Origin of the sequence: Burkholderia sp. MSMB1072 (genome assembly GCF_001524725.1) — a bacterium.
GTDB lineage: Bacteria > Pseudomonadota > Gammaproteobacteria > Burkholderiales > Burkholderiaceae > Burkholderia.
The window spans coordinates 21,928-46,031 of record NZ_LOYC01000001.1 but is presented as its reverse complement, the minus strand read 5'-3'; the positions used below and the strand labels follow the sequence as shown (position 1 = coordinate 46,031).

The following is a 24,104-nucleotide window of genomic DNA, read 5'->3' as shown; positions in this document are numbered from 1 at the left end:
GCGCTTCACTTCATTTGCCGTGATCAGCTTATGGCGGGACTTCCACCCGCAGGAATGCGCCCATGCTGGGCGCACACAAAAAAAGCCCCGCGATTGCGGGGCTTCTTCGTTGCGGCGACCGGTACGGCGGCGAACCGCCGCACACGATCAGGTACCGCCGCTCGGCGTGTTGGCCGCCGTCAGGCGCTCGCCGCCGCCGGCATCGAGCCAGTTGCGCAGGCGCGACGCGTCGGCGAAGCGCGAATACTTGCCGAACGAATCGAGCAGCACCATCACCATCGGCCGGCCGTGGATCGTCGCCTGCATCACGAGGCATTCGCCCGCTTCGTTGATGAAGCCCGTCTTCTGCAGGCCGATATCCCACGAACCGTTGCCGCGGATCAGCGCGTTGGTGCTGTTGTAGACCAGGTTGCGCTTGCCCGTGTACACCTCGTAGGTGCGATCGGTCGAGAACTGGCGGATCATCGGGTACTGGTACGCCGCATTGACCATCTTCACGAGGTCGCGTGCGCTCGACACGTTCGAGCTCGACAGGCCGGTCGAATTCTCGAAGTGCGTATCGGTCATGCCGAGCGACTTCGCCTTCGCGTTCATCGCCGCGATGAACGCCGGACGGCCGCCCGGGTAGTAACGCGACAGCGCGGCAGCCGCGCGGTTTTCCGACGCCATCAGCGCGATGTGCAGCATGTCCTCGCGCGACAGCACCGAGCCGACCGACAGGCGCGAGCCCGTGCCCTTCTCGTAGTCGCGGTCTTCGTCGGTGACTTCGAGCTGGTCGGTCATCGGCGCCTTCGAGTCGAGCACGACCATGGCCGTCATCAGCTTCGAGATCGACGCGATCGGCACGACCGCGTGCGAATTCTTGTCGAACAGCGGCTCGCCGGAATTCTGGTCGACGACGTACGCGACGCTCGAGCGCAGCGCGAGCGCATCGGGCGTGTCGTGCAGGCCGAATGCCTGGCCGACCGTCGGCCGGCGCGGCTGGAACGCGACCTTGCGCACCGCGCCGCGATGGCCGCCATGCAGGCTATTCGCTGCGAGCGTCACGCGCTTTCGCGACGCTTTCGCGCGCGGCGCATCGGCCTCGGCGACCTTCGCGGATTTGTCGGAGCTCGCCTTGGCCGACTTCTTCTTCGCGGACGAAGCAGGAGCGACGGCTTTTTTCTTGGCGGCTTGGGTCTTCGCAGTGGCGGCGAAGGCGTCGGCAGGCAGGACGGACGCGGTGGTCGCCAGCAACGCGACTGCGACCGACACAGCCGTGCCGAGCGTCATGCTCTGCAACAATCTGCGCGGTGAAAACGATTCGGCTTTCATTGGGGTCTGGACAAAGCGGGCGGGAGGTTTCCGCAAGTGTAGTTAAAGCTGAAAAAAAGAGCAATATTAGGCACTTACCGATCGTCTTTAAACCGGAATGTAAGAGTCGGCCCACCTCCGGCCAATCGACCCTTCCGCTCCCATCGAAAAAAACCATGGGATGCGCTGCCCGACAGCGCCCGTCTCCCGATTACCACGCGGTTAATTGAGATAACGTCACTTCGGAGGCGATTTAAAGCGGGGAAACTACGTATCCGGTGCTCGGCGTGCCAAGGGCGCCGGTCTCGACCGTGGCGGCGGCACGTCGCCACGGCACGCGCATCGAAACGGCGCGCTTTTCGACAGGAACAGAAGGATAACGTTCCATGGGCCTGTCAGGTTTACCTGCGCGTGATCATGGTGCGGCGCGCTTGCCCCATCGCCGTGCGCACCATGTGGGAACGCGCCTGAAACCGATTCCGAACGGACGCGATAACTCGTTGTTTTATCGATAATTTGTCGCGATTGTGCAACGCACAAAAAAGACTTGACATCCGTTTTCTCTGCCCTAAAATAGGCCTCATTGCTGCGTTGCACAAAGCACGCATCGCCGACGTTCCCCAGTGTAGTGCCCTTTATTCTGCGATCGACGCGATCGCTTTTCAGGAGCCTGACATGTCCTTGCTGACCCCCGAGCAAATCGCCGCCGCCCAAAAAGCCAACCTCGAAAGCCTGTTCGGTCTGACGACCAAGGCGTTCGAAGGCGTCGAGAAGCTGATCGAACTCAACCTGCAGGTCGTGAAGTCGACGCTGGCCGAGGGCCAGGAGAACGCACAGCGTCTGCTGTCGGTGAAGGACGCGCAGGAACTGATCGCGCTGCAAGCGAGCCTGTCGCAGCCGGTCGCGGAAAAGGTGCTGTCGTACGGCCGTCACCTGTACGAAATCGCATCGTCGACGCAAGCCGAGTTCGCGAAGGTCGCCGAAGCGCAATTCGAAGAGCAGAACAAGAAGGTCCAGGCGCTCGTCGACAACGTCGCGAAGAACGCCCCGGCCGGTTCGGAAACGGCTGTCGCCGCGCTGAAGTCGGCACTGAACGCCGCGAACACCACGTACGAAACGGTTCAGAAGGCCACGAAGCAAGCGGTCGAAATCGCTGAAACGAACTTCAACGCCGCTGCTGCCGTCGCAACGAAGGCTGCCACCGCCGCTGCCGCACGTCGTTCGAGCAAGCCGGCCGCGTAAGCGTCCCCTGCTCCTGAAAGAGCCGCGCCCAGCGCGGCTTTTTCGTTTCCGGCGCAAAAGCGCGCGCGGGTGCAATGGCCCGCCCCGATCGAGTCTGTCGCGCGCGGCGCAAAAGAAAAACGCCGCCGCCCGGTTTGCCCGGGCAGCGGCGTTTTTTCGTGGCGGCACCCGGGGCGCCGTGCCGATCGCGTTACTTCTTGCGCTGCGGCGGCAGGTCCGTGCAGACGCCTTCGTACAGCTCGGCGGCCATGCCGACCGATTCGCCAAGCGTCGGATGCGGATGGATCGTCTTGCCGATGTCTTCCGCGTCCGCGCCCATCTCGACGGCGAGGCACACTTCGCTGATCAGGTCGCCCGCATTCAGGCCGACGATGCCGCCGCCGATCACGCGATGGGTTTCCTCGTCGAAGATCAGCTTCGTGAAGCCTTCGTCGCGGCCGTTCGCGATCGCGCGGCCCGAAGCGGCCCACGGGAACACGGCCTTGCCGTACTTGATGCCCTCGGCCTTGCACTGGTCTTCGGTCTTGCCGGCCCACGCCACTTCCGGATCGGTGTAGGCCACCGACGGGATCTGCAGTGCGTCGAAGTACGCCTTTTCGCCATGCGCGGCTTCCGCGGCGACGTGGCCTTCGTGCACGGCCTTGTGCGCGAGCATCGGCTGGCCGACGATATCGCCGATCGCAAAGATGTGCGGCACGTTCGTGCGCATCTGCTTGTCGACTTCGATGAAGCCGCGATCCGTGACCGCGACGCCGGCCTTGTCGGCACCGATCTTCTTGCCGTTCGGGCTGCGGCCCACCGCGACGAGCACGAGATCGTAGCGCTGCGCTTCCGCCGGCGCCTTCTCGCCCTCGAACTTCACATAGATGCCGTCTTCCTTCGCTTCCGCGCCGACCGTCTTGGTCTTCAGCATCACGTTGCCGAAGCGCTTCGCGTTGTACTTTTCCCAGACCTTCACGAGATCGCGGTCGGCGCCCATCATCAGGCCGTCCATCATTTCGACGACGTCGATCTCGGCGCCGAGCGTCGAGTACACCGTGGCCATTTCGAGGCCGATGATGCCGCCGCCGATCACGAGCATGCGCTTGGGCAACTGACGCAGTTCGAGGGCGCCGGTCGAATCGACGACGCGCGGGTCTTCCGGCATGAACGGCAGCTTCACGGCCTGCGAGCCCGCGGCGATGATCGCCTGCTTGAACTTGACGACCTTCTTGCCGTTGTCGCCCTGCACTTCCATGTGGAACGGATCGACGAACGCGCCGACGCCCGTCACCACTTCGACCTTGCGTGCCTTCGCCATGCCGGCGAGACCCGTCGTCAGCTTCTTGACGACGCCGCCCTTGAAGTCGCGCAGCTTGTCGAGATCGACCTGCGGCTTGCCGAACGTGATGCCGTGCGACGCGAGCGCCGCGGCTTCCTCGACGACGAGCGACGTATGCAGCAGCGCCTTCGACGGAATGCAGCCGACGTTCAGGCACACGCCGCCGAGCGTCGAGTAGCGTTCGACCAGCACCGTCTTCATGCCGAGATCGGCAGCGCGGAACGCGGCCGAGTAACCGCCGGGGCCGGCGCCGAGCACGAGCATGTCGCACTCGATGTCGGCGCCGCCGCTGTAGCTGCCGGCTTGCGGCGCGGGTGCCGGAGCGGCTGCGGCGGGCGCCGGTGCAGCCGCTGCGGGCTTCGGCGCTTCGGGCGCTTTCGCGGGTGCGGCTGCGCCTGCCGATGCTTCGACGATGGCGATGACGGTGCCTTGCGAGACTTTCTCGCCGGCCTTGACCTTGACTTCCTTGACGGTGCCGGCGACGTCGCTGGGCACTTCCATGGAGGCTTTATCGGATTCGAGCGTGATGAGCGTTTGCTCTTTTTCGATCACGTCGCCGGGCTTCACGTTGACTTCGATGACATCGACGCCGCTGAAATCGCCGATATCCGGAACCTTGACTTCGATGAGACTCATGACTGTCCCCTTCTTGATTAGCTGCAGAGAGAGAGGGAGGGACTGGCGGAAAGACGGAACCTGACTACATGCGGCCTGACGAGAGAACGCAACGTTGGGCAGGACCGCCTTTGCCGTCCGCCCAAGGACGCGCCTTTCTTTTGGTTACTTTTCTTTGGAAGACAAAGAAAAGTGACCGCCGCCCCGCGCAGGGGCGACGCTAGCAGACCGTTGGCAAAACAGGTTCAACGACAAGGGCGTGAAGAATCGACACAAAACCACGCCCCCGCGAGCCCCTCATCTCATCAAAGAATGATGCGACGGAAATCCCCGAGCAACGCCCCGAGATACGCATTGAACCGCGCGGCTTCGGCGCCATCGATCACGCGATGGTCATACGACAGCGACAGCGGCAGCATGAGCCGCGGCACGAACTGCTTGCCGTCCCACACCGGCTTCATCTGGCCGCGCGACAACCCGAGGATCGCCACTTCCGGCGCGTTGATGATCGGTGTGAAGTTCGTCCCGCCGATCCCGCCGAGCGACGAGATCGAGAAGCAGCCGCCCTGCATCTGGTCCGGCTTCAGCTTGCCTTCGCGCGCGGCCTTCGACAGGTCGCTCATTTCCTTCGCGATGTCGACGAGGCCCTTCTTGTCCGCATCGCGGATCACCGGCACGACGAGACCGTTCGGCGTATCGGCCGCGAAACCGATATGGAAGTACTGCTTGAACACGAGGTTGTCGCCGTCGAGGCTCGCGTTGAAGGTCGGGAATTTCTTCAACGCGGCGACGACCGCCTTGATCACGAACGCGAGCATCGTGAATTTCACGCCCGCCTTTTCGTGTTCCTTGTTCAGCTGGACACGCAGCGCTTCGAGCTCGGTGATGTCCGCTTCGTCGTTGTTCGTGACGTGCGGGATCATCACCCAGTTGCGATGCAGGTTCGCGCCCGAGATCTTCTTGATGCGCGACAGCGGCTTCGCCTCGAACGGGCCGAACTTCGCGAAGTCGACCTTCGGCCACGGCAGCAGGTTCAGTTCGCCGCTGCCTGCCGGCGCGGCTGCCGCGGCCGGTGCCGCGCGCTGGCCCGTCATCACGCCCTTCACGAAGCCCGTGACGTCTTCCTTCGTAATGCGGCCCTTCGGACCCGAACCCTGCACGCGCGAAACGTCGACGCCGAGTTCACGCGCGAACTTGCGGACCGACGGCGATGCGTGGCTGGCGCGGTATTCGCCCGACGGCGCGGCGGCCGATGCCGCGGCGGCCGGTGCCGCGGCAGCCGGCGCAGCCTTCGCGGGCGCCGGTGCAGCGGCGGGCGCCGGCGCGGCCGCGGCCGGAGCCGGTGCGCTGGCCTGCGGTGCAGCGGCAGCCGGTGCGCCGGCGGCTTCGAGCAGCACGATCAGCGTGCCTTCCGACACCGAATCGCCCACCTTCACCTTGATGTCCTTCACGACACCGGCAGCCGGGCTCGGCACGTCCATCGTCGCCTTGTCCGACTCGAGCGTGACGAGCGACTGTTCCTTCTCGACCGTGTCGCCGACCTTCACGCCGATTTCGATCACCGGCACGTCCTTGTAATCGCCGATATCCGGCACCTTCACTTCGAGCGTACCGCCGGATGCGGCCGGTGCGGCAGCGGGCGCCGCGGCCGGTGCCGGCGCCGGCGCTGCTGCCGGAGCCGAAGCCGGCGCAGCCGCGCCGTTCGCCTGGGCGGCTGCGCCGCCTTCGAGCAGGACGATCAGCGAGCCTTCCGACACGGAATCTCCGACCTTGACCTTGATTTCCTTCACGACGCCGCCTACCGGGCTCGGCACGTCCATCGTCGCCTTGTCCGACTCGAGCGTGACGAGCGACTGCTCCGGCTCGACCGTATCGCCGACCTTCACGCCGATCTCGATGACCGGCACGTCCTTGTAATCGCCGATATCCGGCACCTTCACTTCGATCGCTTGACTCATCTGTTTCTGTCTCCATGGCCGCGCGCGCTCCTCGCGGGAGCGACGCGCGGCATCACACGGCGTGTGCGTTAAACGGTCATCGGGTTGGGCTTGGACGGATCGAGGTTGTACTTGGCGATCGCGTCCGCGACCACCTTGCGCTCGATCGTGCCTTCGTCGGCCAGCGCGTTGAGCGCGGCGACAGTGACCCAGTGACGGTCGACCTCGAAGAAGTGACGCAGTTTCTCGCGGGTGTCCGAACGGCCGAAGCCGTCGGTGCCCAGCACGACGAAGCGACGATCGATCTGGCCGCGGATCTGGTCGACCAGCGCACGGACGTAGTCGGTCGATGCGATGACCGGGCCCTGTGTGTCCTTCAGGCACTTCTGCACGTGCGACAGGCGACGCTCCTCGGTCGGATGGAGCAGGTTCCAGCGCTCGACGTCGTGGCCTTCGCGCGCGAGTTCGGTGAAGCTCGGCACGCTCCACAGGTCGGCGGCGACGCCCCAGTCGTTCTTCAGCAGGTCGGCAGCGGCGATCACTTCGTTGAAGATCGTGCCCGCGCCGAGCAGTTGGACGCGCGGCGCCTTCTTGTCGGCGTCGGCCTTCTTGAACGCGTACATGCCCTTGATGATGTCGGCCGCCACGTGCTCGCCCTGCGGAATCGCCGGGTGCTCGTAGTTCTCGTTCATCACCGTGATGTAGTAGTACACGTCTTCCTGGTCCTGCACCATGCGGCGCAGGCCGTCCTGGATGATCACCGCGAGTTCGTAGCCGAACGTCGGGTCGTAGCTCACGCAGTTCGGCACCGATGCCGCCCACAGCAGCGAGTGACCGTCTTCGTGCTGCAGGCCTTCGCCGTTCAGCGTCGTACGGCCCGCCGTGCCGCCCAGCAGGAAACCGCGCGAACGCATGTCGCCCGCGGCCCAGGCGAGGTCGCCGATCCGCTGGAAGCCGAACATCGAGTAGAAGATGTAGAACGGCACCATGATCTCGCCGTGCGTCGAATACGACGTCGCCGCCGCGATCCAGTCGCACATGCCGCCCGCTTCGTTGATGCCCTCCTGCAGGATCTGGCCGGTCTGCGATTCCTTGTAGAACATCAGCTGGTCGGAATCTTCCGGCACGTACTTCTGCCCTTCCTGGTTCCAGATACCGATCTGGCGGAACAGGCCTTCCATGCCGAACGTACGCGATTCGTCCGGGACGATCGGCACGACGCGCTTGCCGAGCGCCTTGTCCTTCAGCAGGATGTTCAGGATCCGCACGAACGCCATCGTCGTCGAGATCTCGCGGCCTTCGCCCGTACCCTTCAACAGCGGCTCGAACGCGTCGAGCGCCGGCACCGGCAGCGACGTCGCCTTCTCGCGGCGGTGCGGCAGGTAGCCGCCGAGGTCCATGCGCTTCTGGCGCATGTATTCGAGTTCCTTCGAGCCTTCCTCGAATTTCAGGTACGGCACGTCGGCGATCTGCTCGTCGGTGATCGGCAGGCGGAACTGGTCACGGAACTTCTTCAGTTGCTCGACCGGCAGCTTCTTCTGCTGGTGCGTGATGTTCATCGCCTGGCCCGACTCGCCCATCCCGTAGCCCTTGATGGTCTTCGCGAGGATGACGGTCGGCGCGCCCTTCGTGTTCGTGGCTTCGTGGAACGCCGCGTAGATCTTGTGCGGATCGTGGCCGCCGCGGTTCAGCGCCCAGATGTCGTCGTCCGACCAGTCGGCGACGAGCGCCTTCAGTTCAGGCGTGTTGAAGAAGTGCTCGCGAACGTACGCGCCCGACTCCGACTTGTACGTCTGGTATTCGCCGTCGACGCATTCCATCATCCGGCGCATCAGCGCGCCCGTCTTGTCGCGCGCGAACAGCGCATCCCAGCGGCTGCCCCAGATGACCTTGATCACGTTCCAGCCGGCGCCGCGGAATTCCGATTCGAGTTCCTGGATGATCTTGCCGTTGCCGCGCACCGGGCCGTCGAGACGCTGCAGGTTGCAGTTGATCACGAACACGAGGTTGTCGAGCTTCTCGCGGCTCGCCATGCCGATCGCGCCGAGCGATTCCGGTTCGTCCGTCTCGCCGTCGCCAAGGAACGCCCAGACCTTGCGGCCTTCCGTCTTCGCGATGCCGCGCGACTCCAGGTACTTCATGAAGCGCGCCTGGTAGATCGCCATGATCGGGCCGAGACCCATCGACACGGTCGGGAACTGCCAGAAGTCCGGCATCAGCCACGGGTGCGGATACGACGAAATGCCCTTGCCGTCGACTTCCTGGCGGAAGTTGTCGAGCTGCTCTTCCGACAGGCGGCCGAGCAGGAACGCGCGCGAGTATACGCCCGGCGACGAGTGGCCCTGCACGAACACGAGATCGCCGCCGTGCTGGTCGGACGCCGCGTGCCAGAAGTGGTTGTAGCCGACGTCATAGAGCGTCGCGGCCGACGCGAACGACGCGATGTGGCCGCCGACGTTCGTGTCCTTGCCTGCGCGCAGCACCATCGCCAGCGCGTTCCAGCGCGTGTACGAACGGATGCGGTGCTCGATGTCCTGATCGCCCGGAATCTTCGCCTGGGCTTCGAGCGGAATCGTGTTGATGTACGGGGTATTGGCGGAGAACGGCAGGTGCTCGCCGTGCATGCGGGCGAATTCGATCTGCTTTTCGATCAGGTAATGCGCACGGCCGGTGCCCACGGAGGAGATCACGCCATCGAGCGACTCGAGCCACTCGACGGTTTCTTGCGGGTCGTCGTCACGTTCGGCGGCGACATACTTCATCACTTCGTTCGGTACAGCGGACATTCTCGTCTCCTGGGTCCTGGAATGTGAGGATCGCTCTCGTGCAGACGACGCGACGCGACCGGCTGCGGGCAAGCTCCGACGGATTGTAATGAGCGCGGACGGGCCTGCGCAACAAAATTTTCGAATTATGAGATCTTTTCTCGTCATGCGAAATATTGCTGCGCTGCACCCATATTTCGGGGCTCCGCGGCCCGTCTCGTCGGAACAAAACCGTTTCCGTTCAACATATCCGGTACAGGTTTTCCATGTATTGCGCTGCGCTACAATCCTGCCATGTTGACCGATCGGCTTTTCGCACGCTCGGCGCGACCGCCGGGCCCGCCGGCGGAGTCGCAGCCGTCCCGTTGGCACCACGGACCGTGGTGGTCCAACTCCTATTTGCTGACGCCGCTGCTGTCGATTCTGGTGTTCCTCGTCGTGATGAGCCTCATCCTGTGGAGCCTCAACCGGCGCGAACAGCAGCAGCAGGAAGACACCCTGTTTCGTAACGTCGCGTGGGCCCAGCAGCAGATCCGCCTGTCGATGACGGGCGCGCAGGAACAGCTGCAGGCGCTGTCGCGCGACCTCGCATCCGGCCGCCTCGACCAGAACGCGTTCCAGATGGCCGTCGCGGACGTGATGCAGACGCATCCGGAAATCCTCTACCTGAACTGGTACACGGCGCCCGGCGTGCAGCGCTGGCCGACCGTGCATCCGCCGCTGCTCGGCCAGCGGCTCGCGAAGCCCGGCGACGCGCAGATGCAGGACGCCGTGCGCGGCGCGTACGACGAGGCGCGCAACACGCGCCGCCAGGCCTATTCGCCGCTGATCTACGACGACTTCGGCAACGGCTTCATCACGTTGCAGACACCGGTGATGCGCGGCGACCGCGAATATCTCGGCTCGATCGCCGCGGTGTTCTCGGTCGAGGGCATCCTGAAGCACGACATCCCGCAGGAACTGTCGTCGAAGTACAAGATCTCGATCACCGACTCGAACAACCGCGAACTGTCGTCCACGTCGACACGCCCGCGCCTGCCGCGCGACTCGCACTACGATCTCCCGCTCGACCCGCCCGGCCAGGGGCTGACGGTGCGCGTGTACGCGTTCCCGCAGCTCACGAACCTGACCAACAACACGCTCGTGTGGCTGGTCGCCGGCCTGTCGTGCTTCGTGCTGTGGAGCCTCTGGAGCCTGTGGAAGCACACGCGCCAGCGCTTCGAGGCGCAGCAGGCGCTGTACGCGGAAGCATTCTTCCGCCGCGCGATGGAGAACTCGGTGCTGATCGGCATGCGCGTGCTCGACATGCACGGCCGTATCACGCACGTGAACCCCGCGTTCTGCCGGATGACGGGCTGGGACGAAACCGATCTCGTCGGCAAGGTTGCGCCGTTCCCGTACTGGCCGCGCGACGCCTACCCGGAAATGCAGCGCCAACTCGACATGACGCTGCGCGGCAAGGCGCCGAGTTCGGGCTTCGAGCTGCGCGTGCGCCGCAAGAACGGCACGCTGTTCCATGCGCGCCTGTACGTATCGCCGCTGATCGACAGTTCGGGCCGCCAGACCGGCTGGATGTCGTCGATGACGGACATCACCGAGCCGAAGCGTGCGCGAGAAGAGCTGGCCGCCGCGCACGAACGCTTCACGACGGTGCTCGAAAGCCTCGACGCCGCGGTGTCGGTGCTCGCCGCCGACGAAGCCGAGCTGCTGTTCGCGAACCGCTACTACCGCCACCTGTTCGGCATTCGCCCGGACGGCCACCTCGAATTGTCCGGCGGCGGCTTCGACCGCGCGCAGGCGTCGTCCGACTCGATCGACATGGTCGACGCGTTCGCGGGCCTGCCGGCCGCCGCGCTGACCAGCAGCACGGCCGATGCGCAGGAGGTGTACGTCGAGAGCATCCAGAAGTGGTTCGAAGTGCGTCGCCAGTACATCCAGTGGGTGGACGGCCACCTCGCGCAGATGCAGATCGCGACCGACATCACGACCCGCAAGAAGGCGCAGGAACTCGCGCACCAGCAGGAAGAAAAGCTGCAGTTCACGAGCCGATTGATGACGATGGGTGAAATGGCGTCGTCCATTGCTCATGAATTGAATCAGCCGCTCGCCGCGATCAACAACTACTGCTCGGGCACGCTCGCGCTCGTGAAGAGTGGCCGCGGCACGCCCGAGACGCTGCAGCCCGCGCTGGAAAAGACCGCGCAGCAGGCGCTGCGCGCGGGGATGATCGTCAAGCGGATCCGCGAATTCGTGAAGCGCAGCGAGCCGAAGCGCCAGCCGGCGCGGGTCGCGGACATCGTCGCCGACGCGGTCGGGCTCGCCGAAATCGAGGCCAGAAAGCGCAGGATCCGGATCGTCACGGAAATCCTCGCAAGAATGCCTATTATTTATGTCGACCCCGTGCTGATCGAACAGGTGCTGATGAACCTGATGAAGAACGCAGCCGAGGCGATGGCCGACGTGAAGCCGGCGTCGGCGGACGGCGTGATCCGCGTCGTCGCCGACATCGATGCGGGCTTCGTCGACATCCGCGTGATCGACCAGGGCCCGGGCGTCGACGAAGCGACGGCCGAGCGCCTGTTCGAACCGTTTTACAGCACCAAGTCCGATGGCATGGGCATGGGGCTGAACATCTGCCGTTCGATCATCGAATCGCATCGGGGGCGTCTGTGGGTGGTCAACAACGTCGAGCCGGACGGCCGCATTTCCGGCGCGACGTTCCACTGCAGCCTGCCCATTGGGGAACCCGCTGATCTCGGCCAAGGGGGGCGCGAGGCATCGGCATCACATACCGTTACGGGAGAACTATGAATAGCCCTGTCACCACCACTCAGGAAACCGTCTTTGTCGTCGACGACGACGAGGCCGTACGGGACTCGCTGCGCTGGCTGCTGGAGGCGAACGGCTATCGCGTTCAATGCTTCTCGAGCGCCGAGCAGTTCCTCGATGCGTACCAGCCGGCGCAGCAGGCCGGCCAGATCGCGTGCCTGATCCTCGACGTGCGGATGTCGGGCATGAGCGGCCTCGAATTGCAGGAACGCCTGATCGCCGACAACGCCGCGCTGCCGATCATCTTCGTCACCGGTCACGGCGACGTGCCGATGGCCGTGTCGACGATGAAAAAGGGCGCGATGGACTTTATCGAGAAACCGTTCGACGAAGCCGAGCTGCGCAAGCTCGTCGAGCGGATGCTCGACAAGGCCCGAAGCGAAAGCAAGAGCGTCCAGGAGCAGCGTGCCGCGAGCGAACGCCTGTCGAAGCTGACCGCGCGCGAGCAGCAGGTGCTCGAGCGGATCATCGCGGGCCGCCTGAACAAGCAGATCGCCGACGACCTCGGCATCAGCATCAAGACGGTCGAGGCGCACCGCGCGAACATCATGGAAAAGCTCAACGTCAACACGGTGGCCGACCTGCTGCGCCTCGCGCTATCGAAGAAACAGGCCTGAGCGCGTTCCCCGGCCGCGGCGGCGCCGCCCGCCCGGCCCGCAACCGGTGTTTGCCGCCCCGCGCGATGCGGCCCACTCGCGCGGCGGCGGCCGTTCCTCCCGGCGCATGCGCGCCGCGGCCATGACGCTTCCCGTTGATTCGCTGTCGGACGGCAGCAGGCGAACGGTATAATTACGTGCTTTGCTACGGCGCTTCGGGCGCCGTACGCCCGCATTCCAACTTCCCGGCAGAACCCACCACCATGACAGCCCTCCTCATCGACGGCAACGCCCTTTCGAAGACCCTGCGCGCTCAGGCCGCCGAACGCGCCGCCGCGCTGACCGCCCGCGGCCACCAGCCCGGTCTCGCGGTGATCCTCGTCGGCGCCAACCCGGCGAGCGAAGTCTACGTGCGCAACAAGATCAAGGCATGCGAGGACAACGGCTTCTTCTCGCTGAAGGATGCGTACCCGGCCACGCTGTCGGAAGCCGACCTGCTCGCGCGCATCGACGAGCTGAACCGTGACCCGAAGATCCACGGCATCCTGGTCCAGCTGCCGCTGCCCGCGCATATCGACAGCCACAAGGTGATCGAGGCGATCGCGCCGGAGAAGGACGTCGACGGCTTTCACGTCGCGAACGCCGGTGCGCTGATGACCGGCAAGCCGCTGTTCCGCCCGTGCACGCCGTACGGCGTGATGAAGATGTTCGAAGCGCACGGCATTGCGCTGCAAGGCGCGAACGCGGTCGTGATCGGCCGCTCGAACATCGTCGGCAAGCCGATGGCGATGATGCTGCTCGACGCCGGCGCGACCGTGACGATCTGCCACAGCAAGACGCGCGACCTCGCCGCGCATACGCGCCAGGCCGACATCGTGGTCGCCGCGGTCGGCAAGCGCAACATCCTGACCGCCGACATGGTGAAGCCGGGCGCGACGGTGATCGACGTCGGCATGAACCGCGACGACGCGGGCAAGCTGTGCGGCGACGTCGATTTCGCGGGCGTGAAGGAAGTCGCCGGCTACATCACGCCGGTGCCGGGCGGCGTCGGCCCGATGACCATCACGATGCTGCTGATCAACACGCTCGAATCCGCCGAACGCGCCGCTGCCGCCGCAGCCTGACGCTCCACTCGCCCAGCCGGCGCGCGATTCCGTGCGCCGGCGCCTCGCCAGCCGCAGTCGCGCGGCTGCCTCGCGCCAGCCGGCATGCCCGACGCCGCGCATCCGACCCTGCGTCAATCGCGTCGTTAGAAACTAACGATTGGAAAGCGCGCGATGCGCCCCAATAATGTCGGTATCGGGCGCGCTCGCGCCCAGCCGCCGTTACCCTTTTCATCCCGGTTCATCCGGCAACAGACAGGGAGTCTTATGTCCGCCAGCGCCAATACCAATCCGCTCCTCGACTTCTCCGGCCTGCCCCGTTTCGGCGAGATCCGCCCGGAGCACGTGACGCCCGCGCTCGACACGCTGCTCGACGCCGCCAGCCGCGCGGTCGAAGCGGCGAGCGCGAGCGAGACGCCGTCGACCTGGGCAGCCGTCGTCGAGACGGTCGAGCAGGCCACGGAGCCGCTCGGCCGCGCATGGGGCATCGTCGGCCACCTGAACGCGGTCGCCGACACGCCCGAACTGCGGGCTGCCTACGGTGAAAACCTGCCGCGCGTGACCGAGTTCTGGTCGAGCGTCGGCCAGAATCTCGCGCTGTACGAAAAGTACAAGGCGATCGCCGCGAGCGCCGAGTACGCGACGCTGTCCGCCGAGCGCAAGAAGATCCTCGACAATGCGCTGCGCGACTTCCGCCTGTCGGGCGCCGAGCTGCCCGAGGACCAGAAGCCCCGCTTCGCGGAACTGCAGGAACAGCAGGCCGCGCTGTCGAAGGCATTCTCCGATCACGTGCTCGACGCGACCAACGCGTACGCATACTTCGCGAAGGACGAAGCCGAGCTGGCCGGCCTGCCCGGCGACGCGATCGAGGCCGCCCGCGAAGCCGCACAGAAGGACGGCAAGGAAGGCTGGAAATTCACGCTGCACTTCCCGTCGTATTTCCCGGTGCTGCAGTACGCCGACGATCGCGCGCTGCGCGAGACGCTCTACCGCGCCTATGCGACCCGCGCGTCGGAACTCGGGCCGCAGTACGGCGACGGCAAGGCCGAATGGGACAACACGGCGATCGTCGCCGACGCGCTGAAGCTGCGCCGCGAAGAGGCGCAGATGCTCGGCTATCGCAACTTCGCCGAAGTTTCGCTTGCGCCGAAGATGGCCGAATCGCCGCAGCAGGTGATCGCGTTCCTCGAGGATCTCGCGGCGCGCGCACGTCCGCACGCGGAGAAAGACTGGGACGAGCTGCGCACGTTCGCCGCGAAGGAACTCGGCCTCGCCGAACTCGCGCCTTGGGACGTCGCGTACGCGGCCGAAAAGCTCCGCCAGCAGCGCTATGCGTTCTCGGAAAACGAGGTCAAGCAGTACTTCCCGGAACCGGCCGCGCTGAAGGGCCTGTTCACCGTCACCGAAACGCTGTTCGGCGTACGGATCAAGCCGGACGACGCGCCGGTATGGCACAAGGACGTGCGCTTCTTCCGCGTCGAGAATCGCGACGGCTCGCTCGTCGCGCAGTTCTATCTCGACCTGTACGCGCGCGAAGGCAAGCGCGGCGGCGCGTGGATGGACGACGCCCGTTCGCGCGCGAAGCGCGGCAGCGACGTGCAGACGCCCGTCGCGTACCTGACCTGCAACTTCTCCGCGCCGGTCGGCGGCAAGCCCGCGTGCTTCACGCACGACGAAGTCATCACGCTGTTCCATGAATTCGGCCACGGGCTGCACCACATGCTCACGCGCGTCGACGAACTCGGCGTGTCGGGCATCAACGGCGTCGAGTGGGATGCGGTCGAACTGCCGTCGCAGTTCATGGAGAACTTCTGCTGGGAATGGGACGTGCTGTCGTCGATGTCGTCGCACGTCGATACGGGCGCCGCGCTGCCGCGCGAGCTGTTCGACAAGATGATCGCCGCGAAGAACTTCCAGAGCGGGCTCGGCACGCTGCGCCAGATCGTGTTCTCGATGTTCGACATGCTGCTGCACGTCGATTTCGATCCGGCCGGCGCGACCGGCGTGACCGCGTTCGCGCGCGAGATCAACGAGCGCTACCACGTGATCCCGCAGGCCGCGTTCTCGCGCTGGCCCAACACGTTCAGCCACATCTTCGCGGGCGGCTACGCGGCCGGCTACTACAGCTACAAGTGGGCCGAAGTGCTGTCGGCCGATGCGTACGCGGCGTTCGAGGAAGCGGCCGCCGCCAGCGGCAGCGTGCTCGACGCGGCAACCGGCACGCGCTATCGCCGCGAAATCCTCGAGGTCGGCGGCAGCCGTCCTGCGATGGAGTCGTTCAAGGCGTTCCGCGGCCGCGAGCCGCAGATCGACGCGCTGCTGCGCCACAACGGGATGGCCGCGCCCGCGCACTGAGCGCGCCGCCCGGCCGCGCCGGCAGCATCGACAGGCACCGCTTCGGCGGTGCCTTTTTTCATTGCGTGGGCGAGGTGTCGTCGAACAGCAGGAATTGCCCGTGGCGCTCGGCCGTGTCCTCGTCGATACGCACGCCGACGCCGAGCAGCCGCACCGGCTGCGCGCGCCGCAACAACCCCTTCGCGAGCAGCGTGACGGCCGTCTCGGCATTCGTCGCGTCGGCCACGCACTCGACCGTCGTGCGCTGGAAATCGGCGAAGCGAATCTTCACGTACAGCTTGCGGATCGAGCGCGCGGCGCCCGCGCGATCGATCCGCGCGTCGAGTTGCACGACGAGGCGACGGATTTCGTCCGCGCATTGCTCGAGCGTCGTCAGGTCGGTCACGTAGGTCGTCTCGACGCTGACCGACTTGCGCTCCTGATCGGCCTGCACGGGCCGCTCGTCGATCCCGCGCGACAGTTCGTACAGCCGCCGCCCGAACGCGCCGAACTCGCGGTGCAGGTCGATCAACGACCAGTCGCGCAACTGCGCGCAAGTCTGGATGCCGAGCCGGTCGAGCCGCGTGGCCGTCACCTTGCCGACGCCGTGCAGTTTGCGCACCGGCAGCGCCGCGACGAACGCGTCGATCTCGTGCGGCCGCACGACGAACAGCCCGTCGGGCTTGTTCCAGTCGGATGCGATCTTCGCGATGAACTTGTTCGGCGCGACGCCCGCCGATACGGTCACGCCGACCGTGTCGCGCACGCGCTCGCGGATCTCGCGCGCAATCAGCGTCGCACTGCCCTGGCAACGTTCCGACCCGCTGACGTCGAGGTACGCCTCGTCGAGCGACAGCGGCTCGACGTCCGGCGTGTAGTCGCGATAGATCGCCATGATCTGCCGCGATGCCGCACGGTACTTGTCCATCGCGGACGGCAGGATCAGCAGGTCCGGGCACTTGCGCATCGCCAGTGCCGACGACATCGCCGAATGCACGCCGTAGCGCCGCGCCTCGTAGTTGCACGTCGCGATCACGCCGCGCTGGTCGGGCCGGCCGCCGACCGCGAGCGGCCGGTTGCGCAGCGACGGGTCGTCGCGCATCTCGACCGACGCGTAGAAGCAGTCGCAATCGCAGTGAATGATCTTGCGCGCGCGCGGCAGCGTGTCGCCCGGCGGCGCGTGCGGATCGGCTGGCGAAATGATGGTCGGGTTCACGGTGCCGATACTGTACAAAAACACAGTGCCGGTTTCAACTGCTGCGTACGTCCACGGCCGGCAGCGCCGTACCGGCCCGATTTGCGCGGATCGTACCGGCCGGGCTCCGGCAGCGGCGCCTATACTCGTCTGCCGCGACACACGAAACGCAAAGGTGACGGATGAAGACGATCGGACTGATCGGCGGCATGAGCTGGGAATCGTCGGCCGAGTACTACCGGATGATCAACCGGCACTCGAAGGCATTGCACGGCGGGCATCACAACGCGAAAAGCGTGCTGGTCACGGTCGACTTCGCCGAAATCGAAGCGCTGCAGCGCACGCACGACTGGGCCGCGCTCGGCGAACGAATGGCCGATGCCGCGCGGCAGCTCGAAGCGGCCGGTGCCGATCTCGTCGTCCTCACGACCAATACGATGCATCGCGTGCACGACGCGATCGAAGCCGCGGTGAAGCTGCCGTTCCTGCACATCGTCGATCCGACCGGTGCCGCGCTGCGCGACGCGGGCGTCGAGCGCGTCGCCCTGCTCGGCACGCGCTACACGATGGAGTTGCCGTTCTACGCGGAGCGGCTGCGCGGGAAGTTCGGGCTCGACGTGCTGGTGCCGGACGAACGCGGGCGCGACGACGTGCACCGGATCATCTACGACGAGCTGTGCCACGGCGTCGTCGCGGCGCCATCGCGCGCGACGTATGTGTCGATCATCGACGGACTGGCCACGCGCGGCGCACAGGCCGTGATCCTCGGCTGCACGGAAATCACGCTGCTGATCGGCGCGGACGATTCGCCGCTGCCGGTATTCGATACGACCGCGCTGCATGCGAAGGCGGCCGTCGAGTGGGCGGCGCGCTGAACGACGCGCGCCGTCGCGTATCGACATCGCCGCCGGGTGGCATCGCCGCATTGTTCCGCGCGTCGGGATTCACTCTCCCGGGGCGCACGTCGCCGCCCGCCCGACTCCGTGCTCTCGCCCATCCCCCGGGCCCGGCAGGGGCGCCCCGCAAACCACGCGACGCGGTTCACGCGGGCGCGCCGACACAACGGGTTATTCATTGGTAATAAAGTGACCGCAAATTGGTACGCGAGCAGCGGCGCCGCAATCGACGCTGCTCGTCGCGGTCTCTTTTCCACCAACGGGAAACAGGAACATGAACAGACTCAGCACCGTGTTCGGCGCACTGCTCGCCGTGTCGGCCACGCTCAACGCGCACGCCGACCCCAACATCACCGCATCGGCGGCCACCACGCCCAGTGACGGCTTCGATCGCATGACGTGGAACCTCACGCCCGAAGTCGTGCCGACCCAGGTCAACGCGAGTTACTACTGGGCCAACCAGTTATCGTCGCAACATGGCGGGCACGCGATCTACACCGGCATCCAGCCACGCACCCTCAGCACCAACGTGGTGATCTTCAGCGCGTTCGGCACCGGCACGGCGCCGCTGTCGGCGAATTGCCGCGGCGGCGCCGACGGCGGCTCCGGAACGTCGTGCTCGATCGCGTATCCGTGGAAAACGGGCCACGCCTATCGGCTGCAGATCACCGTGACGCAGGCCAATCGCAGCGACGGGCGCTCGACCGTCGACGGTTTCATCACGGACGTCGCAACCGGCGCCACGACGCCGACCGGCAGCATTGCGGTGCCCGCCGACTGGGGCGGCCTGTCGAATTCGGCTTACCTGTTCGACGAGTACTTTCCGTTCAACGCCGCGCCGAAGGACCCGCTGCAGCGGCCATGCGTGCCGTATGCGCGCTACATGACGTCGCTGCCGCATTTCTATCTGAAGGATGTGGACTATCCGACGACCGAGCGGTCGATGCGGCTGAATACGGGCAAGGACAAGTGCGCGGTGCTGTCGGGCACGCCGAACGCAAGAGCCACGCTGGTCAACACGACGACCTATCTGATCGAGAACGGCTTCCTGCCCGGGAGCCCTGGCGCGCCGAAATAACGGGCGGGCGCGGAAAACAAAAAACCCGGCACGGAGCCGGGTTCTTGTCGACGAAGTGCGCATCGGTCAATTGCGCTGCACATCGTCTGGTGTGCTTGGTTGCGGGGACAGGATTTGAACCTGTGACCTTCGGGTTATGAGCCCGACGAGCTGCCAGACTGCTCCACCCCGCGTCAGAGAAATAAATTATAGGGTGAGGAAGTACTCACGTCAATACTTTTGTCACAATTTCTGCATCCATCGCCCGGGCGCCGATGCGGGATACGTACTCGACGCTGCATGACGCGCGCGTTCGCACCCCATGCTCGCGGTAAGATGGCGGCCTTCGCATTCACGCGGCACACCCCCTCCCGTTCATGAAAATCGCCACCTGGAACGTCAATTCGCTCAATGTCCGCAAACAGCATGTGCTCGACTGGCTCGTGCAAAGCGGAGCCGACGTGCTGTGCCTGCAGGAACTGAAGCTGCCGGACGAGAAATTCCCGCGCGCCGATCTCGAGGCAGCCGGCTACCGTAGCTGGTTCACGGGCCAGAAGACCTACAACGGCGTCGCGATCCTCGTGCGCGACACGCTCGCCGTCGACGAATCGGACGTCGTGCGCAACATCCCGGGCTTCGACGATCCGCAGCAGCGCGTGATCGCCGCGACGGTCGACGGCGTGCGCATCGTGTCCGCCTACTTCCCGAACGGCCAGGCGCTCGACTCCGACAAGTTCGTCTACAAGATGCAGTGGCTCGACGCGCTGCAGGCGTGGCTGCGCACCGAGCTGCAGCGCTACCCGAAGCTCGCGCTGCTCGGCGACTACAACATCGCACCGGAAGACCGCGACGTGCACGATCCCGCGAAATGGGAAGGCCAGAACCTCGTGTCGCCGCAGGAGCGCGCACACTTCGCGCAGCTGATCGAACTCGGCTTCGTCGATGCGTTCCGCCGCTTCGAGCAGCCCGAGAAAACCTTCACGTGGTGGGACTACCGGATGATGGCGTTCCGCCGCAACGCGGGGCTGCGCATCGACCACATCCTGCTGTCGCCGGCGCTCGCGGCGACCTGCGCATCGTGCGAAGTCGATCGCACGCCGCGCACGTGGGAACAGCCGTCCGATCACACGCCCGTCGTCGCGATCGTCGGCTGATCGCGCAAGCGCCGCGCGATCAGCGCCGCGCGGGCGCCGGCCCGAGATGGGCCCACAGGAAGCCGAATTCGGCTGCGTCGGCTTCCGCGCGCTCGAGATCGTCGGCGCTGCCGTGGCCGCCGTCGGTGTTCTCCCAGTACCACACCCGCTCGTGACCGAGCGCCTGCATACGCGCGGCCATCTTGCGCGCATGCGCGGGATGCACGCGATCGTCGCGGGTCGACGTCGTCAGCAACAACGGCGGATACACGACGCCTTCGCGCACGCGGTGATACGGCGAATACGCGGCCAGCGCCGCGCCTTCGCGCGGATCGTCGGGGTCGCCGTATTCGTCGAGCCAGGCGGCGCCCGCGTGCAGCTTCGGATAGCGCTGCATGTCGAGCAGCGGTACGCGGCACAGCACCGCGCCGAACAGCTCGGGCCGCTGCATCATGCACGCGGCGACCAGCAGCCCGCCGTTGCTGCCGCCCTCGATCCCGAGTTGCGCGGCGGTCGTCACGCCGGTCGCGGCCAGATCCTCGGCGACCGCGATGAAATCGTCGAACGAACGCTGCCGGTGTTCGCGCTGCGCGTCGACGTGCCAACGCGGCCCGAATTCGCCGCCGCCGCGAATGTGCGCGAACGCCATCACGCCGCCGCGTTCGAGCCAGCCGATGCCGAATGCATCGCTGTAGCCCGGCAGATTCGGGATCGCAAAGCCACCATAGCCGGACAGCAGGCACGGCCGCGCGACGCGCGCCCCGCCTTCCGGCACGTCAAGCGCATCGCGCGGCCCGATCAGCGTGTACGGCACCGCCGTGCCGTCGCGCGAACGCGCGCTCGCGCGGCGTACGACGAGCCCGGCCGCGTCGAACTGCACCGGCGGCCGGTCGAGCAGCACGCGGCGCGACGGCGCATCGTCAGCGCGATCGGCAAGATCGGCCAGCCAGCATTCGGGCGGATCGAGATACGTGTCGACATCGACGTACACCTCGTCGTTCAGCGTCGATTCGACGGGCTCGATATCGATCTGTGCATCGCCCGGCCAGTCGAACGGCCGCGCATCCCACGTCCACGCACCGTCGTCGGCCTGCCGCGGCTGCCACAGCATCGTGCAGTTGTGCACGTCGTCGAGCCAGCTCGCGATCAGCGTCGTGCGCGTGTGCGTCCACGTACAGGCGGACGTCGTCGGCCGCGGCGCGAACAGCGTCGTGAATTCGCGCGCGCCGGCGAGGAACGCCTGCTCGCGGATCGCGAGCAGCGAGCCGCCCGCGTGGCGCACGCCGTCGCAATCCCAGTCGAGGCGCGGCTCCAGCACGAGCCAGCCTTCCCAGAACCCGACCTCGACGTGCGTCGGCACGTCGTAGCGCACCCATTCGCCGGCGTCGGTCAGCCGGTATGCGTGCGCGTCGAAGAAATCGACGCTGCGCCACGCGACGTGACGGCGGTCGATCGGGTCGTACCATGCGCCCGCACTGATGTCGTCCGGCTCGCCGCGGAACACGACGGGCGCGTCGGCGAGCGGCGTGCCGCGCACCCAGCGCCGCACTTCATACGGATAACCGGCCGCGGTCGCATGTGCTTCGCCGCGATCCCAGCTCACGTAGACGGTGTCGCGATCGATCCAGCCGACCGTGTGATGGCCCGGCGCGTCGATCGTGAAGCCGCCGTCGACGAAACGGCGCTCGACGAGGTCGAATTCGCGCACGACGACCGCGTCGGCGCCGCCCGGCGACAGCGACAGCAGCACGCGATCGCCGTCCGGATACAGGATCGCCTCCTGCTCGAACACCCACGACTCGCCCTCTTCGGCGCCGAGCGCGTCGACGTCGAGCAGCGTTTCCCAGGCTGGCTGGCCGGCCCGCCAGTCGGCCCAGCGCGTGCGGCGCCACAGTCCCTTCGGATGGAGATCGTCCTGCCACAGGTCGTACGCCCAGTCGCGCCAGCGGGTCGGAATCACCGGGCGTTCGCGCGGCAGATACGCTTTCGCGAGACGCGCGGTCAGCGCCCGATACGCATCGTCGTCGCGCAGCGCGGCGTGCGTGCGCGCATTCTGCTCGTCGACCCACGTGCGAGCGCGCTTGCTGTCGAGCGCTTCGAGGAAACGGAACGGGTCGGCCCCGGCGGGCCAGCGGAAGGAATCGGACATGGTGGATCGGCGGAATGGCAAGCTGCGAGCAAACCGCGATTATGTCCGATCGCGGCATGCGCGGGCCCGCGCATGCCGCGAATCGTGCTCGGTCAGGGCTCCAGATGGAGTTCCTGGATCTTGCGCGTGATCGTGTTGCGGCCGATGCCGAGCCGCTCCGCGGCCTCGACCTTGCGGCCGCGCGTGAAGTCGAGCGCCTCGCGGATCACGGCCGCCTCGAAGCGACGCGCGAGCTCGTCCATCACGTCGGCAGAGTTCTCGCGCAACAACCGCGCGACTTCGGTGCGCAGCCCGTGCTCCCACATTGGGTAGCCGGCCGGCGCGCTGCCGTTCGCCGCACTCGCGACGGGCGCGGCGGCGGGCGGCGCTGCACCGATCGCGGCAGGCGCTGCCGCGTGGCCACCGCTGCCGTGTACGTCCGCGCCGTCGCCCGACGCGACGACCGGCGCCCCGGCCGGCACGAGGTCGGGCGGCAGGTCCTTGATCTCGACCGTCTGCGCGGGCGCCATCACGGTCAGCCAGTTCGCCAGATTCTCGAGCTGGCGCACATTGCCGGGAAACGGCAGCGACGTGAGATACGCGAGCGCATCGTCGGACACGCGCTTCGGCTCGACGCCGAGATCGCGTGCGCTCTTCTGCAGGAAGTGGCGCGTGAGCAGCGCGATGTCCTCGCTGCGTTCGCGCAGCGGCGGCAGGCGCAGCCGGATCACGTTGAGCCGGTGGTAAAGGTCCTCGCGGAACAGCCCCTGCCGCACGCGCGACTCGAGATTCTGGTGCGTCGCGGCGATCACGCGCACGTTCGCGCGCAGCGGGTTGTGCCCGCCGACCCGATAGAACTGCCCGTCCGACAGCACGCGCAACAGGCGCGTCTGCAGGTCGAACGGCATGTCGCCGATTTCGTCGAGGAACAGCGTGCCGTTCTCGGCCTGCTCGAAGCGGCCCTGCCGCGTCGTCTGCGCGCCGGTGAACGCGCCGCGCTCATGGCCGAACAGCTCGGATTCGAGCAGATCCTTCGGAATCGCCGCCGTGTTCAGCGCGATGAACGGCCCGTTCGCGCGCGGGCTGTGACGGTGCAGCGCCCGTGCGACGAGCTCCTTGCCGGTGCCCGACTCGCCGGTGATCAGCACGGTCGCGGCCGAATGCGACAGCCGGCCGATCGCACGGAACATGTCCTGCATCGCGGGCGCCTGGCCGAGCATCTCGGGCGCGTCGGCCACGCGCTCGTCCTGCGGCGCGCCGCCGCGCAGGCTTTCTTCCACCGCGCGGCGGATCAGCTCGACCGCCTTGTCGACGTCGAACGGCTTCGCGAGGTATTCGAACGCGCCGCCCTGGAACGCCGCGACGGCGCTGTCGAGATCGGAGAACGCCGTCATGATGATGACGGGCAGGCCCGGCAGCCGCTCGTGCATCGCCTGCAACAACTCGAGGCCCGAGCCGCCCGGCATCCGGATGTCGGACACCAGTACCTGCGGCGTCTCGTGGTCGAGCGCGGCCAGCGCGTCGCGCACGTTCGCGAAGCTCTTCGTCGCGAAGCTGTCCCGGGCGAGTGCCTTTTCAAGCACCCAGCGGATCGATTGGTCGTCGTCTACTATCCAGATCGGCTTCATAGGTCGGTCAGGTATGGGGAAATCCGGTGAAT

15 protein-coding genes and 1 tRNA gene are annotated in these 24,104 nt (G+C 66.3%); 8 read left to right on the top strand and 8 right to left on the bottom strand.

Going from position 1 to position 24,104, the window contains the following annotated elements:
• Positions 1-147: 147 nt before the first annotated feature.
• Positions 148-1,314, bottom strand: coding sequence for a D-alanyl-D-alanine endopeptidase (gene pbpG / locus WS89_RS00165; RefSeq protein ID WP_059505750.1), 1,167 nt, complete (start codon positions 1,312-1,314; stop codon positions 148-150).
• 654 nt (positions 1,315-1,968) lie between these two features.
• Here pbpG and WS89_RS00160 point away from each other — a divergent pair.
• Complete coding sequence (locus WS89_RS00160) at positions 1,969-2,535, top strand: phasin family protein (RefSeq protein WP_006481973.1); 567 nt, start codon at positions 1,969-1,971, stop codon at positions 2,533-2,535.
• 190 nt (positions 2,536-2,725) lie between these two features.
• On the opposite strand, the gene lpdA is transcribed toward WS89_RS00160, so the two are convergent.
• The 3 genes from lpdA to aceE all read right to left on the bottom strand — a co-directional run bounded on the left by lpdA (position 2,726) and on the right by aceE (position 9,194).
• Positions 2,726-4,492, bottom strand: coding sequence for a dihydrolipoyl dehydrogenase (gene lpdA / locus WS89_RS00155; RefSeq protein WP_059505748.1), 1,767 nt, complete (start codon positions 4,490-4,492; stop codon positions 2,726-2,728).
• 284 nt (positions 4,493-4,776) lie between these two features.
• Positions 4,777-6,429 (bottom strand): dihydrolipoyllysine-residue acetyltransferase, encoded by a 1,653-nt coding sequence (aceF, locus tag WS89_RS00150; RefSeq protein WP_059789078.1) that lies wholly within the window; start codon positions 6,427-6,429, stop codon positions 4,777-4,779.
• Positions 6,430-6,497: 68 nt separating this feature from the next.
• Positions 6,498-9,194 (bottom strand): pyruvate dehydrogenase (acetyl-transferring), homodimeric type, encoded by a 2,697-nt coding sequence (aceE, locus tag WS89_RS00145; RefSeq protein WP_059505745.1) that lies wholly within the window; start codon positions 9,192-9,194, stop codon positions 6,498-6,500.
• Positions 9,195-9,467: 273 nt separating this feature from the next.
• On the opposite strand from aceE, the gene fixL reads away from it, so the two are divergent.
• The 4 genes from fixL to WS89_RS00125 all read left to right on the top strand — a co-directional run bounded on the left by fixL (position 9,468) and on the right by WS89_RS00125 (position 16,056).
• Complete coding sequence (gene fixL, locus WS89_RS00140) at positions 9,468-11,984, top strand: oxygen sensor histidine kinase FixL (RefSeq protein ID WP_059505743.1); 2,517 nt, start codon at positions 9,468-9,470, stop codon at positions 11,982-11,984.
• Positions 11,981-12,619 carry an oxygen response regulator transcription factor FixJ gene (fixJ, locus tag WS89_RS00135; protein ID WP_006493245.1) on the top strand — a complete coding sequence of 213 codons (639 nt, stop codon included), beginning with the start codon at positions 11,981-11,983 and terminating at the stop codon, positions 12,617-12,619. Before fixL ends, fixJ begins: the two co-directional genes overlap by 4 nt.
• Positions 12,620-12,861: 242 nt before the next feature.
• Positions 12,862-13,722, top strand: a complete 861-nt coding sequence (gene folD / locus WS89_RS00130) for a bifunctional methylenetetrahydrofolate dehydrogenase/methenyltetrahydrofolate cyclohydrolase FolD (protein ID WP_059789077.1) — start codon at positions 12,862-12,864, stop codon at positions 13,720-13,722.
• Between the two features lie 246 nt (positions 13,723-13,968).
• Complete coding sequence (locus WS89_RS00125) at positions 13,969-16,056, top strand: M3 family metallopeptidase (protein ID WP_059789076.1); 2,088 nt, start codon at positions 13,969-13,971, stop codon at positions 16,054-16,056.
• Positions 16,057-16,114: 58 nt separating this feature from the next.
• Here the strand turns inward: WS89_RS00125 and dinB are convergent, their stop codons facing one another.
• Positions 16,115-17,275 (bottom strand): DNA polymerase IV, encoded by a 1,161-nt coding sequence (gene dinB, locus WS89_RS00120; protein ID WP_059789075.1) that lies wholly within the window; start codon positions 17,273-17,275, stop codon positions 16,115-16,117.
• 137 nt (positions 17,276-17,412) lie between these two features.
• On the opposite strand from dinB, the gene WS89_RS00115 reads away from it, so the two are divergent.
• Together WS89_RS00115 and WS89_RS00110 are read left to right on the top strand one after the other, a co-directional pair.
• Entirely contained in the window at positions 17,413-18,105 is a 693-nt protein-coding gene (locus tag WS89_RS00115) for an aspartate/glutamate racemase family protein (RefSeq protein WP_059789074.1), read from the top strand.
• Between the two features lie 295 nt (positions 18,106-18,400).
• Positions 18,401-19,204, top strand: a complete 804-nt coding sequence (locus WS89_RS00110) for a DUF3472 domain-containing protein (RefSeq protein ID WP_059789073.1) — start codon at positions 18,401-18,403, stop codon at positions 19,202-19,204.
• A gap of 96 nt (positions 19,205-19,300) precedes the next feature.
• On the opposite strand, the gene WS89_RS00105 is transcribed toward WS89_RS00110, so the two are convergent.
• Positions 19,301-19,377, bottom strand: a tRNA-Met gene (locus tag WS89_RS00105).
• A gap of 183 nt (positions 19,378-19,560) precedes the next feature.
• Here WS89_RS00105 and xth point away from each other — a divergent pair.
• On the top strand, positions 19,561-20,337 hold the full coding sequence (xth, locus tag WS89_RS00100; RefSeq protein WP_059789072.1) for an exodeoxyribonuclease III: 777 nt from the start codon (positions 19,561-19,563) through the stop codon (positions 20,335-20,337).
• A gap of 19 nt (positions 20,338-20,356) precedes the next feature.
• Here the strand turns inward: xth and WS89_RS00095 are convergent, their stop codons facing one another.
• Positions 20,357-22,465 (bottom strand): prolyl oligopeptidase family serine peptidase, encoded by a 2,109-nt coding sequence (locus WS89_RS00095; RefSeq protein WP_059789071.1) that lies wholly within the window; start codon positions 22,463-22,465, stop codon positions 20,357-20,359.
• 92 nt (positions 22,466-22,557) lie between these two features.
• Positions 22,558-24,072, bottom strand: coding sequence for a nitrogen regulation protein NR(I) (gene ntrC, locus WS89_RS00090; RefSeq protein WP_059789070.1), 1,515 nt, complete (start codon positions 24,070-24,072; stop codon positions 22,558-22,560).
• Positions 24,073-24,104: the final 32 nt, after the last annotated feature.